We start from the raw sequence: 19,397 nt of genomic DNA, 5'->3' as shown, positions 1-19,397 counted from the left end.
AAAGTTTATTCTTATCACTGAAAACAATGGTTTATAACAAAACTCGTTTTTGCTTTTTATAAATAAAAAAATAAAGTTGATAACTTGGGTAAACTATAGTGGTTTTGTGTAAAAAACTTCTAAAGGAATTTGCTAACTTCGTCAAACGTTTGATATTAAACATACTTAATGTTTAATATTAGAATGTATTGTAGCCACAATATATGCCAACCAAACTAAGTAAAGAAATTAGAGACGTACTGAATCATCCTTGGAAGAGAGAATTACTATTTCAAGACAAAGTTAAATGGAATAAAATCTGGGCTTCATTATACACATTTGATGATACGCAAGAAGCTATAGATTATTATCTAAAATTAGAGGAATTTGGACCATATAATGGAGGATACCTTTTTATTTATGGTGTTTTACAAGCTATAAACTTACAACAAGATGCTTTAAACAATTTACTTTCTGCATTGTTCAATAAGACAATTAACTGGAAAATTGAATATCCTGAATTATATAAAATTAGAGAACATAGAAATGATTCTATTGGACACCCAACTAATAGAAGAAATGATAAATCATTCCATATGATAGGAAGAAACTCAATATCAAATGAAGGTTTTACTCTTGCTTCTTATTTTCCGAAAAGTGGAGAAAAATCGAAATTTGAAGATATAAATGTTATTGAGTGTATTAAATCACAAGCTGAATTATTAAAAATTATTCTTTCTAATACTATGGACAAATTAACAAACGAATTTAAAGAGCATAAAAATAAATTTAAAGGAGATAAAATAAGAAATGTAATTCCAAACACATATGACTATCACATTTCCAAATTATTTGAACACTCTCATAAAGATTATCCAATAGTGGATGTTAATTTTAAAATGATTCAAGAAACTATTAATAAAATAAAAATAGAAGTTGAGAAAAGATATTTTAAAATTAATGCCTTACAAGGATTAGAAGATACATTAAATTTAATCGAATACATTTTAAATAGGCTAGAGAAAACATTAATTAATAACAAAATTAGTGACGAAAATGAATTGAGAATTTTCATTCAATCTTTAAGACAAAACTCAGAAGAGTTATTTGAAATGGTAGATGAAATAGACTCTGAATTTGAATAAAAACACAGTTGCTAATACCGTATATAATTTATTACTAGTTCTAGCCTACTTGTGAAAATCCTCTCAACTAACCTTGTACAAACACGTTAAACGAAACTAAAAAGATTTATTTTTAAAACCAAACCATTCAAACTTTAGCAAATATTTAAGGCAAGTACATTAGTAAATTGGATAGTTTTGTGAGTAACAAAACACAAGACCAATGAAAAAATTACTAGCACTATTTTTAGTAGTTATAACAATACAACTAACCACTGCACAAACAAATAATTTACAATGGTTAGATATACAATTATCTAATTACAGCTATCCTTTTCCGGTTTCAACACTAGAATTAAACATACAAAACCAAACGCTAGAAATGGCATATATGGATGTTAAACCAGATAATTACAATGGTAAAAACATATTGCTTTTTCATGGTAAAAATTTTAATGGTGCGTATTGGAAAACCACAATAGAAGCTTTAACTAAAGCAGGTTATCGCGTTATTGTACCAGACCAAATAGGTTTCGGTAAATCTAGCAAACCAGAACATTTTCATTATACATTTCAACAATTAGCGCAAAACACAAAAACGTTATTAGATAGTTTAAACGTGAGTAAAACTTCGGTTTTAGGACATTCTATGGGTGGAATGTTAGCTACAAGATTTGCACTAATGTATCCAAAAACTACGGATAAATTTATTTTAGAAAACCCAATTGGTTTAGAAGATTGGAAACTAAAAGTACCTTACAAACCTGTAACTTGGTGGTATGCTAATGAGCTTAAAAAAAGCTACGAAGGCATTAGAAAATACCAACTAGTAAATTATTACGATAATAAATGGAAACCAGAATACGACCAATGGGTAAATTTACTAGCAGGTTGGACGCTTAATTCAAGTTACAAAACTATTGCTTGGAACAATGCATTAACCTACGATATGATTTTTACACAACCTGTCGTGTACGAGTTTAAAAACATTACAGCGCCTACCCTTTTAATTATTGGTACCAGAGATCGTACCGCTTTAGGAAAACCATTAGTGAGTGAAGACGTTAGAAAAACAATGGGTTTATACAGCCAATTAGGTAAAACAACACAAAAAGCCATACCAAATGCCAAACTTGTAGAAATTGAAAATGTGGGCCATTTACCACACATTGAACAGTTTGATAGTTTTATAAAGCCTTTATTAGCATTTTTAAAATAAAAGCTAAATTTTATAATATAAAAGCCTCATTCAAGTTATGTTTGAGGCTTTTTTTATGACATATTTTATAGCATATTAAAGTACTGTTTTCAAAAAAGCACTATAATTTTCTAACTCTAAAGGTACATCTGCATTTTTTTCCATGTCATGAAAATGATGCGTAGCTAAACAGGTCATTCCTGTAAAAGCATTCATTTTATGAAAACCGAACATAGCACCTTCGTCCACACTTTTTTGGTCAAAAAATTCATCTTCTAAAGTAAATGCAGTTTTTGGAGCATTCCAACTTGTAGTTAAAATATACTGTTTACCATGCATTAATCCACCAGTTCCGTAATTAATATTTGGATTAGATCTACTTCTACCATCACTACTGTAGATACCATTTTGATGGCCTTCTGTAAAGACTTCATCTATATATTTTTTAAAACCAAACGGAATTTGAAACCACCAAATTGGTGTATGGTAAATAATAATATCTGCCCATTTAAACTTTTCTACTTCTTCAGCTGCATCATAATTGTCTCCAACTTGCGTATGCTTAACTTCAAATCCATCTAAAGCTTCAAAATGCGATATTGTTGTTTGGTATAAGGTTTCGTTAAATCTTCCTCCGGAATGTGCAAAAGGATGACCGCCATTAATTATAAATATGTTTTTCATCTGTTTTTATTTTCAGCAAAAATAACGCAGGCTTTGTTATTATAAAAATAATATAAATTATACATTTGTATAAATATTTTAATAGCATGGTGAATTTAGAATGGTATAGAACCTTTAAAGAAATCTACGAAAATGGTACACTTACCAAAGCATCTGTTGCTCTATACGCTTCGCAACCTGGTGTTAGTGTACATTTAAATGCCTTGGAAGCCTATGTTGGAAAAAAACTATTTGAGCGTACATCAAGAAAAATGATTCCTACCGAAGAAGGTAAATTTTTATATGAATATATAATTGAATCTATCAATACCTTAGAAATTGCCGAACAGCATTTTAAAAAAACGACACAAGACAAAAAACCGTCCTTAAATATTGGTATGTGTTCTGAAATGTTTCAGCTTATTGTGGAACCTGAAATTGCTAAACTAGAGTTCGATTTGGTCGCTAGGTTTGGCGATCATACGCATTTAATTAAAGATCTAAACAATGGTATTTTAGATTTGGTTATCACTCCTAAAGTGCAGAATGAAAAAAAATCGTTGGTAGAATATACTGCTTTTTCTAAAGAACGGATTGTGCTTATTGCAGGTAATAAAACAGATACTTCTTCAATAGAAAAGCTTATTAAAACGAAAGACTACAAAGCGTTAGAAAACCAATTACAACAAAACACATGGTATAGCGCATCTAACGAAATGGAACATTTTAGACGTTTTTGGTTTGAGAATTTCAATAAAAAACCAGCCTTTAAACCCAATTATATTTTACCAAACATTACTTCTATTATTCGATGTTTGGCTAATGAAAGTGGATTGGCTTTAGTGCCAGATTTTTTATGTAATGCTGCTGTAGAAAATAAAACAATTAAACGTATTTGGGATGGAAAAGTAAACACCGAAAACACCTTATATTTTGCTTCTAGAACCGATTTAAAATATAAAAAAGAGTTACAGACACTTCAGGATATTTTTAAAACAAAAATGTAATACCTTGAAATTTCAAAACGTATCTTTGTGTTGAAATACTAACTTATAAACATCTCAACTAAAGCATTTCAAATTAAAAAACCAGAGCAATGCCCATAGAAAACATACCTGAAATTTACTTTGATACTCCAAACAAAAGTAAAGACATTTTTGTGTACGATTTTAAAATGACAAACGATGTTGTAAAAAGCAAGGTAAATTTAAGCATGAATATGTTTAGCTTTCTTCAAGTAGGAAAAAAGCAAGTGCATTTTGCTAATACCTCTAAAGCAGTTAATAGCGAACAGTCTTTACTATTAAAAAAAGGAAACTGGCTTTGGACAGAGTTGCTAGATACTGAAGCTATTTACTATTGTAAACTTTTCTTTTTTTCTGAAAAAAAACTTACCAATTTTTTAAGCAAATACACCAAAGACGTTAAGCCATATCAAGAAAAAGTGCCTTATTTTGTGATTGAAAACGACGATTATATTGCATCTTTTATAAGCTCATTATCGTCAAAAACATTTGAAAACAGTGCTTATTGTGATGCTATGTTATCGCTTAAATTTGAAGAAATATTACTGTATTTACTAGATAAATATGGTAATGAATTTGAGCATTACTTACACGCATTAATATCTAAAGAAGTTTCTCCTTTTAAAAACATTGTAGAAGATCACATACATTCTAATTTAAAGTTAGAAGAAATTGCCTTTTTATGCAATATGAGTTTGTCTACTTTTAAAAGGCATTTTACTGCCGAGTATAAAGAGGCTCCAGGAAAATGGTTAAAAGACAAACGACTACAAAAGGCAAAAGAACTTTTACAAGGAGGCGATTTAAAAGCTTCAGATATCTATTTAGACGTCGGTTACAACAACCTATCTAACTTTAGTGTGGCCTTTAAAAACAAGTTCGGAATTAGTCCAACAGAAATATAAAAAACATAAGAATTTGTCAATTAATTGATTTTCAGTTCTTTATAATTATTTTAATATTTGTTTAACATCAAAAAAGACAACTTGAACTGTTTTCATAAGTTATTGAACCATATCAATAAATAAGAAGCTTCTACTCCATTATACATTTGTACCATAATTACAAACGCTTGTTTTTTCAAGCAGAATTTAAAAAAAATTAAAACACAGTAATATGGCAAATGTAACAAAACCCGAATTTAAAGAAAGATATGGAAACTTTATTGGAGGAAAATTTGTTGACCCAATTAAAGGTCAATATTTTGAAAACAGATCTCCAGTAGACGGAAAAGTATTTACACAAGCAGCAAGATCTACACAAGAAGATATAGACCTAGCATTAGATGCAGCACACGAGGCTTTCCCAGCGTGGAGCAACGCATCTGCAACAGAACGTAGTAACGCGTTATTAAAAATTGCTCAGGTTATGGAAGATAACTTAGAGTATTTAGCGACCTTAGAAACTATTGATAATGGTAAGCCAATTCGTGAAGCACGCGCAGCAGATATTCCTTACTGTATAGATCACTTCCGTTATTTTGCAGGAGTTATTCGTGCAGATGAAGGGAGTATTTCTGAACACGATAAAGATACTGTTAGTATTGTATTACACGAACCAGTTGGTGTTGTTGGTGAAATTATTCCTTGGAATTTTCCAATGTTAATGTTAGCCTGGAAAATTGCTCCGGCTTTAGCAGCAGGTTGTACAGCGGTTGTAAAACCAGCAGAACAAACACCTACAAGTGTAATGGCATTAATGGAACTAATTGGTGATATTTTACCAGCAGGTGTATTAAATATTGTTACTGGTTTTGGTAAAGAAGCTGGTGCAGCATTAGCAACATCTAAAAGAATAGCAAAATTATCATTTACTGGTTCTACAGAAACAGGACGTACTGTATTGCACAATGCAGCAGAAAATATTATTCCTGTAACTATGGAATTAGGTGGAAAATCTCCTAACATTTTCTTCCCATCGGTAGCAGATAAAGATGATGAATTCTTTAGTAAAGCTATAGAAGGTGCATTAATGTTTGCCTTAAATCAAGGTGAAATTTGTACTTCTCCATCTCGTATTTTAGTACACGAAGATATTGCAGATCGTTTTGTAGAAAAAATGCAAGAACGCTTAAAATTAGTAAAACCAGGAAACCCATTAGATCCAGAAACAATGATTGGATCTCAGGTATCTAAAGCACAATACGAAAAAATATTAAACTATATTAAAATTGGTATTGAAGAAGGTGCAGCGGTGTTAGCTGGTGGTGATGCTGGTAATTATGAAGGTGAATTAGCCGACGGTTACTACGTACAACCAACTGTTTTAAAAGGAGACAACAAAATGCGTGTGTTCCAAGAAGAAATTTTTGGACCTGTTGTAGCATTAACAACCTTTAAAACTACTGAAGAAGCTATTGCTATTGCAAACGACACACCTTACGGTTTAGGTGCTGGTGTGTGGTCTCGTGATGCTCACGAATTATACCAAGTACCACGTGCTATACAAGCAGGTAGAGTTTGGGTAAACCAATACAATACCTATCCTGCACACGCTCCTTTTGGTGGTGTTAAAGAGTCTGGATTTGGTCGTGAAAACCACAAAATGGCATTAGACCATTACCGTGTTGTAAAAAACATGTTAATCTCTTACGACAAAAAACCAATGGGCTTCTTTTAATTAAGTTAAACCTATAGATTTTATACAAAAGCCTCAGACAACTCTGAGGTTTTTGTTATTTTAAGATTATACTCAAGCTTTACAAACTCTAGTCACAATACAATTTACAGCTTCTACTGCATATCTATTTGGCGCTTCAAAATTAACAGCAACAGGAAGACATTTAATAGCATCACAACTTATACATTTAAAATGAAAATGCTGTTTTGCATGCTTTTCTCTTCACAGTTTAAGCAGATTGCAAAATAGTCTTTAACAGCTTTGGCAACTACTTTATGTAAAACACAATTGTCACAAAACCTATTTAAAATATAAAAGAAGCACTGAAAACACTTTATAATATTTTATAATATGAAATGATTTTAATTGAAACACAAATTGGTTAACCAATTTTTATTACCTTAGAAAAGTTATTTAAACTAAAATTAATTGCTCTATTTATCAATTAATCGAAATCAAAAAAACTAAACTAAATGATAATGATTAAAAAACAACGTAACCTACTATTAGGTTTAAGCCTTTTAGGTATTGTATTACTAAACAGTTGTAAAAACGAAGTAAAAGCCACTAATAATGAAGTTAAAATAGTAGAAAAAGATACTACAAAAGCCATGTATGCCAATGCAGTTATTCCTTTTTTTGATGATTGGAAATTAATTTTAGGTGATGGATCTAATGCAGGAATTGCGAATGATTTTGAAAACAAAGACTATTTCTATACTACCAATGATGGCGCAACCAATTGGGTAGTATTCAAAACACCAAATGGTGGTGACACTCATGGAACATCAAACAATACCAGAACCGAATTAGCACAAATAAAAAAATGGTATCCAAAAACAGCCAACGATAAATTGTCTGCAACTTTAAAAGTAATGAATGTTTCTGCAACTGGAGATGCTCGAGTAGCTGCAACACATGCTGTAGTAGTTGGACAAATACACAGTGCTGATGCTTTTGAAAATGAGCCTTTAAAGATTTTTTACAAAAAATATCCAGGACATAAAAAAGGCTCTGTTTTCTGGCATTATGAAATTAATACTGCTGGTAGTGATAATTCAAAACGTTGGGATTACTCTTCGGCTGTTTGGGGAGATGACTTCTCAGTAGTAGGTAGCGGTGCCAATACGTATCCAGAAGAGCCAAAAGATGGCATTGCTTTAGGTGAAGAATTTAGTTATGAAATTGAAGTAAAAGATGGCATTATGAATTTAACTTTTACAAGCGAAGGACATGAAACTAAAACATTTTCTAAAAATTTAATAAAATCTGAATACACAACAGTAGCAGATATCCCTGAACAAACTAAAAAACTATTTTTTCCAATAGGTCAAGATGGTGTTGAGCGTGAAGGAGCTTATACTGGCGAAGGTTGCTTTTTTAAGCTTGGCGCCTATAACCAAACCAATGGAAAATCTCCTGAAGAGAATAAAAATTGGTGTTCTGGTGCAGAAACTCACGATGGCGATTTAAGTAAACAATATGAAGATGGCAACTATGCCGAAGTTTGGTTTAAAACAGCAAGTATACAAGTAAGTGAAGCTGCTGTTTCTAACGAAGGTTATTTTACCAAAAATGATTAAGAAATATTAGAATAATTTAAAAACCACTTTGTAATTACAAAGTGGTTTTTTTTTAAATGAATATTTTACTTTAAAAGCGCAACAATCTCATTAAAGCCTTTTGCTTCAGCATAATCTAAAGCTGTTTTTCCTACATTATCTTTTATAGTTGTATCTGCTCCATGCTGTAGTAATAATTTTACAACCTCTACTTTATCATATTGCGTAGCAAAAGCCAGTGCAGTGGTTCCATTATTATTTACTTCATTTAAATTAGCTCCGTTTTCAATTAAAAATGTTGCAAATTCAACATTTCCTTTAAAACTCACACCTATTAAAGCTGTATTTCCAGAAGCATCTTTATCGTTTATTGGAGCATTGTGTTTTACCAAAGTTTTGGTCGCTGCCTCATTATCAAAATACGTTGCCAATATTAATGGTGTAAAACCGCGTTGATCTTTAGCTTCTGCTAATTTTGGATTTTCGGTTAAAAGTGCATTTAATGTTGCGTTATCTTTATTTCTAATACTATTAAATACTTTATCTATATTATCCATTTTATTTGTGTTTTAAACTTAAATAAACTTTATTTTTATTTTTCAATAAAAAAGGAATGGATTTTAAATAAATTCCATTCCCTTAAATTATATGTTAGTGAATTTTATTTCACATCAAAACGATCTAAATTCATCACTTTAGTCCAAGCTGCAATAAAGTCTTTAACAAAACGATCTTGCCCATCGTTTGCTCCATAAACTTCAGCAATTGCTCTAAGTTCTGTATTAGAACCAAAAATTAAATCGGCTCTTGTACCTTTAAATTTCACTTCTCCGGTATTTCTATTACTTCCTTCAAAGTATCTATCGTCTTCAGAAGTTGCTTTCCACGTGTAAGTAAAATCTAAAATGTTTTTAAAGAAATCGTTAGTTAAGCTACCAACCTTGTCTGTAAATACACCATAATCTGATCCATCGTAATTGGCACCTAAAACACGTAATCCACCAACTAAAACGGTTAATTCTGGTACAGATAATGTTAACAAATTAGCTTTATCAACTAATAAATCTTCAGCTGCAATTTTTAAATTATCTTTTATATAGTTTCTAAAACCATCGGCTAATGGTTCTAAGTATCCAAACTGTTCGATATCTGTTTGCTCTTGTGTTGCATCACCTCTACCTTGAGTAAACTCTAAAGTATGATTATAACCTGCATTTTTTAATCCTTTTTCTACACCTACATTTCCAGCTAAAACAATAACATCTGCTAAAGAGACTTCGCCATCAAACTTATTTTTTACGTCTTCTAAAACGTTTAAAACTTTATTTAATTCTTCTGGATTGTTAACTTCCCAACTACGTTGTGGCTCTAAAGCAATACGCGCTCCATTTGCTCCACCACGATTATCTGAACCTCTAAATGTTGAAGCTGAAGCCCAAGCTGTAGTTACTAATTGCGATACTGTTAAACCAGAGTCTGAAATTAAACCTTTTAATGTTTCTATATCTGAATCACTTAAAGTGTAGTTTACTTCTGGAATTGGATCTTGCCATAATAATTCTTCTTTAGGCACTTCTGGACCTAAATAACGTGATGTTGGACCTAAATCACGGTGTGTTAATTTGTACCAAGCACGTGCGAATGCATCTTCAAAAGCTTTATGATCTTTATGAAAACGCTTAGATATTTCTAAATATTTAGGATCAGTTTTTAAAGCAATATCTGCAGTCGTCATCATTAATTCTTGTCTACCATTTGCATCACCCGCTTTTGGTGCCATTTTAGCATTAGATGCTGCTGTAGGTTTCCATTGGTGTGCGCCACCTGGACTTTTTGTTAATTCCCAATCGTAATTAAGTAATACATCAAAATAATCTGCATCCCAACGTGTTGGGTTAGGTGTCCACGCACCTTCAATTCCACTTGTAATCGTATCGTCTAAAACACCAGAACCAAAGCTATTTTTCCAACCAGTACTCATTTCTTCAATAGAAGCGCCATGCGGTTCTTTACCTACATATTTATTAGGATCTGCAGCTCCGTGCGCTTTTCCAAAAGTATGACCACCAGCAACTAAGGCTACTGTTTCTTCATCATCCATTGCCATTCTACCAAACGTTTCACGTACATCGTGAGCAGATCCCATTGGGTCTGGATTACCGTTTGGTCCTTCTGGATTTACATAAATCCAACCCATCATTACTGCTGCCAAAGGATCTTCTAAATCTCCTTCTTTATATCTTTCTTCATTAGCTCCCCATTCAGTTTCGCTTCCCCAATAAATATCTTGTTCTGGTTCCCAAACATCTTCACGTCCTCCTGCAAATCCAAAAGTTGGAAATCCCATAGATTCTAATGCACAGTTTCCTGCTAAAATCATTAAATCTGCCCAAGAAATTTTATTTCCATATTTTTGTTTAATAGGCCAAAGTAATAGTCTTGCCTTATCTAAGTTACCATTATCTGGCCAACTATTAATTGGTGCAAAACGTTGATTTCCTGCTCCAGCTCCACCACGACCATCACCAACTCTATAAGTTCCTGCACTGTGCCAAGCCATACGTATCATTAATCCTCCATAATGTCCATAATCTGCTGGCCACCAATCTTGAGAGTCTGTCATAAATGCTGTTAACTCTTTTTTTAACGCATCATAATCTAAACTTTTAAAAGCCTCTGAATAATCAAAATCGTCTCCCATTGGATTAGATTTTGCAGCATTTTGACGTAGAATATTTAGTTTTAACTCGTTTGGCCACCAATCACGATTTTTAACGCCACCACCAGAAGTTTGTTTTACAGTTCCACTTAAAAAAGGACATTTTGCTGTGCTTTCATTTATATCAAAGTTCTTTCCTTGAGGAGCACTTGCATGAGGATTGTTTTCCATAATAATAAATTTTAGTTTTTAATTCGAAATAAAATTAGTTATATATCTCCTAAAATTAAGATTTAAAAAATTGATTGTTACTATTTAATAATAGTTTTAGACTATTGTTTTAAAAAAACCAATAACACGAAACTATAATTACGTGTAAAAAAAAAGCCACTTCATAATGAAGTGGCTTTTTAATTTTTTTTTATTTACATTTTTGGTAATACTACTGTATCTACCACATGTATCACTCCATTAGATTGATTGACGTTTGCAATGGTTACTTTAGATGCGTTACCATTTTCATCTGTAATGTATAAATCTTTTCCTTTCATCCAAGCGGTTAAAGTTCCACCAGCTATTGTTTTAATACTGGCTTTACCATCCATTTTTTTTATCATTTTCATAATATCTTTAGCTTTAAAATCTCCAGCTACAACATGATACTTTAAAATGGTTTGTAGTTTTTCTTTATTTTCTGGCTTTAATAAAGTTTCTACTGTTCCTTCTGGTAACTTTGCAAAAGCATCATTAGTTGGTGCAAATACCGTAAAAGGTCCTTCGCTTTGTAAAACATCTACCAATCCTGCTGCCTTAACTGCCGCAACTAATGTTGTATGATCTTTTGAGTTTACTGCATTTTCTACAATATTTTTAGAAGGATACATTGCTGCTCCACCAACCATTACAGTCTTTTCTTTTTTCATTTTACTTTGTGCAAATCCGTTTACGGTAACAAAAAGAGATAATGCTAATACACTTGCTTTTAAAATGTTTTTGGTTTTCATAAATTTAATTTTTTTAGTTTTTATTATTTGCCATATTAACGATAGCTTTATACAAGTGGTTTTTAAAACTAATTGGTTTAACAATTAATTAACTAAACCTACTTTATAAGTTTAATTGTTAAAATTTAATATTTCGTTAAGTCTATATTATCAAGAGAATGTCTACTTTTATCAAACTAAAAATTTATAGAAATGGCTAATATTACATTAGGAGGAACACCAATAGAAACATCTGGCAGCTTACCAAAAGTAGGAGATCAAGCGCCCGATTTTAATTTAACTGTAAGCGATTTATCGTCGCAAAAATTATCTGATTTAAAAGGACATAAAATATTATTAAACATTTTTCCAAGTGTTGATACAGGTGTTTGTGCTCAATCTGCAAGAGAATTTAATAAAAAAGCATCTAAAATGGAGAATACAAAAGTACTTTGTATTTCTAGAGATTTACCTTTTGCTCAAGCTCGTTTTTGTGCTGCTGAAGGCTTAGATAATGTTATGATGCTATCTGATTTTAAAGATGGAAGTTTTGGTAAAAACTATGGCTTAGAAATAACCTCTGGAGGTTTTGCCGGTTTACATTCAAGATGTGTAATTGCTTTAAATGAAAATGGTATTGTAACATATACAGAACAAGTACCAGAAATTGGCGAAGAACCTAACTACGAAGCCTCTTTGCAAGCATTAGCTAATGAATAATAAAAAAGAACCTTTTATTATAAATAGAATTAAAAGTGTAGGTTTTGCCTTTAAAGGTGCCTACCTTTTAATTACTACAGAAGCCAGTATAAAAATTCAATTTTTTATTGGTGTAATTATGACTATTGCTGGATTTTATTATAATTTAGATGCAACAGAATGGTGCATACAAATACTAGTAATTACATTAATAATGGCTATAGAAGGTATAAACACAGCTATTGAAGAAATAGCAAATTTTATCCATCCAGAATATCACCCAAAAATAGGACTTATAAAAGATTTAGCTGCTGGTGCAGTATTTATAGTAGCAATAGCTGCTGTAATAATAGGTTGCATAATATATTTCCCTAAAATATTTTAATATACTTTTAAAACACAATTACGCATTAGGAAAACCGTTAGTAATTTGTATTTTTACGCAATCTAAATTCCAGAAATGGCCAAAGCAAAAGCAAAAACGAAAACAAAACCTAAAACCACAAAAAAAAAGAGAACTTTTAAAAAGCCTAGTATTGAGCTAACAAGCCAACAAAAATTAATCTTTGGTAGTTTACTTGTACTTTTAGGTGTTTTAATTTTTATTGCTTTCCTTTCTTTTTTATTTACTGGTAAAGCAGACCAAAGTTTATTAGGAGAATTACCGTCTAGAACTGTAGAAACAAAAAACTGGGCAAGCCAAAGCGGCGCCTGGATTAGTCACTTTTTTATATATCGCGGTTTTGGTATCGCTTCATTTATATTTGCTGGTTTAATTTTTTTATCTGGAATCTATACACTTTTAGATTTAAAGAAAAACAAACTTACTCAACATTGGTTTTGGGGAACCATAATTGTTATCTGGGTTTCAACTTTATTAGGCTTTATTGGTGATACTTATGGAATTTTAAGTGGTACCATTGGTTTTGAACTTAACGAGTACCTTCAAGCTTACATAGGCAAAATTGGAGTTGTACTATTATTAATTTTTGGGTTAATAACTTACTTAGCAATAAGGTTTGGTTTCACTCCAGAACGTATTGCTTCTTTATTTAAAAAAGCAAAAAAAGATATAAAAACAGAATTTGAAGACGCATCAAATGAAACTTTTGTTCCTATAGATAATACTTTAACTGATGAAGCTGAAGCTATTAAAACAGCTTTCAATGTAGAAGAAACAACTTTAGAACCTAATACTACAAATACAGTAGGAGAAGTAACAACGCCTTCTGAAACTATTAAAGTTGAAGATACTACAAATACAACTTCAGCTAAACTTGAAGTAGAAATACCAAAAGAGGAAACAATTGAAGAAGAAGAAGCTTTAGAAATTAAGGTTGAAAAAGTAGAAGAAGAAAAATCTGAAACCGATAACCTTTCAGATAAATTAGTTGCAGATTTTGGACAATTTGACCCAACACTTGAATTGAGTAATTTTCAATTTCCACCATTAGACTTATTAAAAAAGTACGATGTTGAAGGCATTAAAATAGACCAACAGGAATTAGAGGACAATAAAAATAAAATTGTTGAAACACTAAACAATTATAAAATAGGAATTCAAACCATTAAAGCAACCATTGGTCCTACCGTTACACTTTACGAGATTGTTCCAGATGCCGGAATTAGAATTTCAAAAATTAAAAATCTTGAAGATGATATAGCGTTATCACTTGCTGCTTTAGGTATTAGAATTATTGCTCCAATTCCAGGAAAAGGAACTATTGGTATTGAGGTACCAAATAAAAACTCTACAATCGTATCCATGCGATCTGTAATTGCATCTCAAAAATTTCAAAAGTCAGAAATGCACTTACCTATTGCTATTGGAAAAACCATTAGCAACGAAACAATGGTTATAGATTTAGCAAAAATGCCTCACCTTTTAATGGCTGGTGCAACAGGTCAAGGAAAATCTGTAGGTTTAAATGCTGTTTTAACCTCTTTATTATATAAAAAGCATCCTGCCGAAGTTAAATTTGTATTAGTAGATCCTAAAAAAGTAGAATTAACGTTATTTAATAAAATTGAACGTCATTATTTAGCAAAACTTCCAGATGAAGCTGAAGCGATTATTACTGATAATACCAAAGTAATTAATACACTTAATTCACTTTGTATTGAAATGGATAACCGTTATGAAATGCTAAAAAATGCATTATGTCGTAACATTGTAGAATACAATAAAAAATTTAAAGCACGCAAACTAAACCCAAATGATGGTCATGCATTTTTACCGTATATTGTTTTGGTTGTTGATGAGTTTGCTGATTTAATAATGACTGCGGGAAAAGAAGTAGAAACTCCAGTTGCACGATTAGCACAACTTGCTCGTGCCATTGGTATTCACTTAATTATAGCTACTCAGCGTCCATCGGTTAATGTAATTACTGGTATTATTAAAGCCAACTTCCCAGCAAGAATTGCCTTTAGAGTATCTAGTAAAATAGATTCCCGTACCATTTTAGATGCTGGTGGAGCAGACCAACTTATAGGTCGTGGAGACATGTTATACACTCAAGGTAATGATGTTACCAGAATACAATGTGCCTTTGTAGATACTCCTGAAGTAGAAAAAATTGTAGATTTTATTGGCGCACAAAAAGCTTATCCAGATGCATATTTACTTCCAGAATATGTTGGTGAAGAAGGTGGCACGAGTCTTGATATAGATATTGAAGATAGAGATAAACTATTTAGAGAAGCTGCCGAAATTATTGTGACAGCACAACAAGGTTCTGCCTCTTTATTACAACGAAAACTTAAACTTGGCTACAATCGTGCTGGTAGAATAATAGATCAATTAGAAGCCGCCGGAATTGTTGGTGGTTTTGAAGGCAGTAAAGCAAGACAAGTTTTAGTTCCAGATTTAGTTGCTCTCGATCAATTATTAGAAAATGAAGGTAAATAAATTTTAAACAGTACTATTAACATAACAAAATGAAAAAAGTAATACTATTATTAGCAATTATTATATCAAGCACAACATTTGCACAAAATGATGCAAAAGCAAAATCTTTATTAAATGAAGTTTCTCAAAAAGTAAAAAGTTATAATAATATAGCTATAGATTTTAAATACGTTTTAGAAAATGCTTCTGAAAACATAAAACAAGAAACACGTGGAGATGTTACCATGCAAGGTGAAAAGTATAAATTAAATATTCTTGGCATTACAAGAGTTTTTGATGGCAGTAAATTATACACAATAAGCCCTGAAGATGAGGAAGTTACTATTTCTTCAGAAAACAACTCTGAAGAAGGTACAATTACACCTAGTAAAATGTTATCGTTTTACGAAGATGGATTTACTTACAAACTGGATATCACACAAAATGTTCGTGGTAGAAAGATACAGTATGTAAAATTAACCCCAATAGACTCGCAAGCTACTATAAAGTATATTTTATTAGGTATAGATGCACAAACAAAACATATCTATAACCTAATAGAAATAGGCCGTAACGGAACAAAAACAACTTTAACTGTTAATTCTTTTAAAACTAACGAGCCTATCTCGAAAACCTTGTTTACATTTGACGAAAATAAGTACAAAGATTACTACATAAATAAATTAGACTAAGTCTTTGAGTGAAAATACTAGATAGATACATATTAACTTCTTATCTAAAAACTTTTATCAGCGTGTTTGTTATACTCATGCTGATTTTTGTATTACAAGCTATTTGGTTATATATCAAAGAATTGGCTGGTAAAGATTTAGATCCTGCAACTATTGTAAAATTTTTATTTTACATTACACCTACTTTAATCCCTTTAATATTACCACTAACTATATTGTTAGCATCCATAATGGTATTTGGTAATTTTGCAGAGAATTATGAGTTTGCAGCAATGAAATCTACAGGTATTTCGCTACAACGTGCCATGTCTGGGTTAAGCGTATTTATTGTTGCGTTAAGTATTACCACTTTCTTTTTTAGCAATAACGTAATACCTTGGGCAGAATATAACAGCTTTAATTTAAGAAAAAACATCGCTAAAGTAAAACCTGCAATGGCAATTGCCGAAGGTCAATTTAACCAAATAGGTGAAGGTTTTAATATTAAGGTTTCTAAAAAAACAGGAGATCGTGGACAGTTTTTAGAGAAAGTAGTTATTCACCAAGGTCAAAAATCAAAACCAGGTAATTTTAAAACTATAATTGCTGAAAATGGCGAGTTGGTTAGCGCTGAAAAATCTGATATTTTAAAATTAATTCTTTTTAATGGTTATTACTATGATGATACACCACCTAAAGATTATAAAGAGCGCCTAAGAAAACCTTTTGCTAAAAGTATATTTGATAAGTACACAATGAATATTGACTTATCGCAATTAAACGCAGTAGATTTAGACGATAAAAGCACAGATAATAAATATTCTATGCTTAACATTTCGCAATTAAACTATACAACAGATTCACTGCATACAGAACGTCAAGAAGTTTATGAGCTTTTTGCTACAAACCTTGAAAAGCGTACTAATATAAATACTCTTAACCTATCTGTAGAACCAAAAAAGGATACTATTTACACCGGTAATGTTTTAGATTTATTTCAAAATAACAGAAAAATTCAACTTTTAGATTATGCTATAAATGCAATTTCTAGTACTACGCAAATAATACAATCTAAAGAAGCTAATTTAAAAACAAAATCTAATTGGCTTAATAGACACATTATAGCTTTACACGAAAAATTTGCATTAGCTTTAGCTTGCATAATATTATTTTTTGTTGGAGCGCCTTTAGGAGCATTAATTAGAAAAGGCGGTTTAGGCTTACCAATGGTTATAGCAATAGTACTTTTCCTTACCTATCATTTTATTGGCATATTTGCAAAAAACAGTGCTAAAGATGGTACATTTAATCCTGCTTTAGCAACTTGGTTTTCTACATTAATTATGTTGCCTTTAAGTATTTATTTAACAAGAAGAGCAACGGCAGATCGTGGTATATTTGAGTTTGACCATATTACTGTTCCAATAAAAAATTGGTATACAAAGCGTTTTGGCAACAAAAAGAAAGCTGTAAAAAAAGATGCTAAAAACCTTTTAGATAGTACTAATCAAGAAATAGTATCAAATAAAGAATCTTTAAAAAATAAAGGTTTAGCTATTAATGCATTTGTAGCATTATTTTTTTTAGTTGCATTTGTTATTCTTCATTTTGTATTTGCAAATAACAAACTACCAGAATTCGCAGTAGCTGCAACACAATTAAGTGCTGTTTCTTTAATTGTTGCGGTATTTTATTTTATAAAATACAAAATCACAAAATAGTTTTATATTTTCTTTACTTACTAAGTAAAAATCAAATCTCTTTTTAAAATAAAACCACAAATAAGCAATATCTTTGCATAATTAAAAGCATGAATATGACGACTAAAACCGAATCTAAAGTGGCGTTTAAATTAAACACAATTCAAGAAGCAATTAACGATATAAAAGCAGGAAAAGTTATTATTGTTGTTGATGATGAAGATAGAGAAAACGAAGGCGATTTTTTAGCTGCTGCAGAAACTGTAACTCCAGAAATGATAAATTTCATGGCTACTCATGGTCGCGGTTTAATTTGTGCTCCATTAACAGAGAACCGTTGTAAAGATTTAGGCTTACACATGATGGTAAACAATAATACAGACCCAATGGAGACAGCATTTACTGTATCTGTAGATTTAAAAGGTAAAGGCGTTACTACTGGAATCTCTGCTGGAGATCGCTCTAAAACCATACAAGCTTTAGTTAATAATGAAACAAAACCATTTGATTTAGCAAGACCTGGTCATATTTTTCCTCTTGTTGCTAAAGAAGGTGGCGTTTTACGTAGAACGGGACATACAGAAGCTGCTATAGATTTTGCGCGTTTAGCAGGATTACAACCCGCTGGTGTTATTGTTGAAATAATGAATGAAGATGGTACAATGGCACGTCTACCGCAATTAATAGATGTTGCTAAAAAGTTTGACTTAAAAATAGTTTCTATTGAAGATTTAGTGGCATACCGTATGGATCATGATTCACTTATTAATAAAAAAGAAGATTTTAATATAGAAACTCGTTTTGGTAGTTTTAGACTTCGTGCATATCAACAAACTACAAACGACCAAGTTCATATTGCACTTACAAAAGGAGATTGGGCTACTAATGAGCCCGTTTTAACTAGGGTGAATTCTACTTTAGTAAACAATGATATTTTAGGAACATTAACTAATAATGCAGACAAGAAATTAGACGATATGTTTCGTGTAATTAATAAAGAAGGAAAAGGAGCTATTTTATTTATAAACCAACAAGCACAGTCTTTAAATCTTCTTAACCGTTTAAGCGCATTAAAAGAAAAACAAACTGAAGGTAAAATTACTAAAGCACCTGCAATAGCAATGGATAATAAAGATTTTGGTATTGGCGCACAAATTCTTCATGATTTAAATATCCACAAATTAAAATTAATCTCTAACTCGCAACAAACTAAACGTGTAGGCATAATTGGTTACGGATTAGAAATTGTAGAATATGTTAGCTACTAGGCTTTAAAACCAACTAAAGGTCATGTACATAAAATAATGAGTAATATGAACTTAAATTTATAATTAAAAATTATTGCTTTACTATTCATTTAATTACAGTTGTTTCAGCAGAAATTAATTTTAACATATAATTACTAACGTCACTAGTAATAGACCAATCTGTTATAGATAGACTTGGGTGAAAAAATTCTATTTAAAAGGTACCCATAGGAAATGCAACACGAGCAGGTGTATTATTTGTTCCAGAAGCTACTATATCTAATTTGGCATTAGGCGAATTGGCACCAATACCTACATTACCTTCATTATAAAAGATGTTATTACCATTAATATCCCAAACTTTATTCTCTATATATT

General features: G+C 31.2%; 16 protein-coding genes. 12 read left to right on the top strand and 4 right to left on the bottom strand.

The window, feature by feature from the left end; genetic code table 11:
* The first annotated feature begins 203 nt into the window (after nt 1-203).
* Together LACAL_RS11120 and LACAL_RS11115 are read left to right on the top strand one after the other, a co-directional pair.
* Entirely contained in the window at nt 204-1,124 is a 921-nt protein-coding gene (locus LACAL_RS11120; RefSeq protein WP_013870838.1) for a hypothetical protein, read from the top strand.
* Nucleotides 1,125-1,326: 202 nt separating this feature from the next.
* The gene (locus LACAL_RS11115; RefSeq protein WP_013870837.1) at nt 1,327-2,322 is read left to right on the top strand and encodes an alpha/beta fold hydrolase; all 996 of its coding nucleotides are present in this window, start codon (nt 1,327-1,329) and stop codon (nt 2,320-2,322) included.
* Between the two features lie 75 nt (nt 2,323-2,397).
* Here the strand turns inward: LACAL_RS11115 and LACAL_RS11110 are convergent, their stop codons facing one another.
* Complete coding sequence (locus LACAL_RS11110; protein ID WP_013870836.1) at nt 2,398-2,985, bottom strand: NAD(P)H-dependent oxidoreductase; 588 nt, start codon at nt 2,983-2,985, stop codon at nt 2,398-2,400.
* An 86-nt stretch (nt 2,986-3,071) separates the two neighbouring features.
* Here LACAL_RS11110 and LACAL_RS11105 point away from each other — a divergent pair, with 86 nt between their 5' ends.
* The 4 genes from LACAL_RS11105 (at nt 3,072) to LACAL_RS11090 (ending at nt 8,191) form a co-directional block, all read left to right on the top strand.
* A complete protein-coding gene (locus LACAL_RS11105) occupies nt 3,072-3,971 on the top strand; it encodes a LysR family transcriptional regulator (RefSeq protein ID WP_013870835.1) in 900 nt (299 codons plus the stop codon).
* Nucleotides 3,972-4,060: 89 nt separating this feature from the next.
* The gene (locus tag LACAL_RS11100) at nt 4,061-4,894 is read left to right on the top strand and encodes an AraC family transcriptional regulator (protein WP_013870834.1); all 834 of its coding nucleotides are present in this window, start codon (nt 4,061-4,063) and stop codon (nt 4,892-4,894) included.
* Nucleotides 4,895-5,105: 211 nt separating this feature from the next.
* Nucleotides 5,106-6,608, top strand: a complete 1,503-nt coding sequence (locus LACAL_RS11095) for an aldehyde dehydrogenase family protein (protein WP_013870833.1) — start codon at nt 5,106-5,108, stop codon at nt 6,606-6,608.
* Nucleotides 6,609-7,081: 473 nt separating this feature from the next.
* Nucleotides 7,082-8,191, top strand: coding sequence for a polysaccharide lyase family 7 protein (locus LACAL_RS11090; protein WP_013870832.1), 1,110 nt, complete (start codon nt 7,082-7,084; stop codon nt 8,189-8,191).
* Between the two features lie 65 nt (nt 8,192-8,256).
* Here LACAL_RS11090 and LACAL_RS11085 read toward each other — a convergent pair whose 3' ends face one another.
* From LACAL_RS11085 to LACAL_RS11075, 3 genes are all read right to left on the bottom strand, one after another.
* On the bottom strand, nt 8,257-8,727 hold the full coding sequence (locus LACAL_RS11085) for an ankyrin repeat domain-containing protein (protein WP_013870831.1): 471 nt from the start codon (nt 8,725-8,727) through the stop codon (nt 8,257-8,259).
* Between the two features lie 104 nt (nt 8,728-8,831).
* Nucleotides 8,832-11,060: a catalase/peroxidase HPI gene (katG, locus tag LACAL_RS11080; RefSeq protein WP_013870830.1), complete on the bottom strand. Its 2,229-nt coding sequence runs from the start codon at nt 11,058-11,060 to the stop codon at nt 8,832-8,834.
* Between the two features lie 194 nt (nt 11,061-11,254).
* Nucleotides 11,255-11,833 carry a fasciclin domain-containing protein gene (locus LACAL_RS11075; protein ID WP_013870829.1) on the bottom strand — a complete coding sequence of 193 codons (579 nt, stop codon included), beginning with the start codon at nt 11,831-11,833 and terminating at the stop codon, nt 11,255-11,257.
* Nucleotides 11,834-12,025: 192 nt separating this feature from the next.
* On the opposite strand from LACAL_RS11075, the gene tpx reads away from it, so the two are divergent.
* From tpx to ribB, 6 genes are all read left to right on the top strand, one after another.
* On the top strand, nt 12,026-12,532 hold the full coding sequence (tpx, locus tag LACAL_RS11070) for a thiol peroxidase (RefSeq protein WP_013870828.1): 507 nt from the start codon (nt 12,026-12,028) through the stop codon (nt 12,530-12,532).
* Nucleotides 12,525-12,896: a diacylglycerol kinase gene (locus LACAL_RS11065; protein ID WP_013870827.1), complete on the top strand. Its 372-nt coding sequence runs from the start codon at nt 12,525-12,527 to the stop codon at nt 12,894-12,896. Before tpx ends, LACAL_RS11065 begins: the two co-directional genes overlap by 8 nt.
* A gap of 75 nt (nt 12,897-12,971) precedes the next feature.
* Nucleotides 12,972-15,422, top strand: a complete 2,451-nt coding sequence (locus tag LACAL_RS11060; protein WP_013870826.1) for a DNA translocase FtsK — start codon at nt 12,972-12,974, stop codon at nt 15,420-15,422.
* A gap of 29 nt (nt 15,423-15,451) precedes the next feature.
* Complete coding sequence (locus tag LACAL_RS11055; protein WP_013870825.1) at nt 15,452-16,093, top strand: outer membrane lipoprotein carrier protein LolA; 642 nt, start codon at nt 15,452-15,454, stop codon at nt 16,091-16,093.
* 8 nt (nt 16,094-16,101) lie between these two features.
* The gene (locus LACAL_RS11050; protein ID WP_013870824.1) at nt 16,102-17,793 is read left to right on the top strand and encodes an LptF/LptG family permease; all 1,692 of its coding nucleotides are present in this window, start codon (nt 16,102-16,104) and stop codon (nt 17,791-17,793) included.
* 95 nt (nt 17,794-17,888) lie between these two features.
* On the top strand, nt 17,889-19,040 hold the full coding sequence (ribB, locus tag LACAL_RS11045) for a 3,4-dihydroxy-2-butanone-4-phosphate synthase (RefSeq protein WP_013870823.1): 1,152 nt from the start codon (nt 17,889-17,891) through the stop codon (nt 19,038-19,040).
* Nucleotides 19,041-19,397 lie beyond the last annotated feature (357 nt).

Source organism: Lacinutrix sp. 5H-3-7-4 (assembly GCF_000211855.2).
Lineage (GTDB): Bacteria > Bacteroidota > Bacteroidia > Flavobacteriales > Flavobacteriaceae > Lacinutrix.
This window is presented reverse-complemented; position numbering and strand designations above follow the sequence as displayed.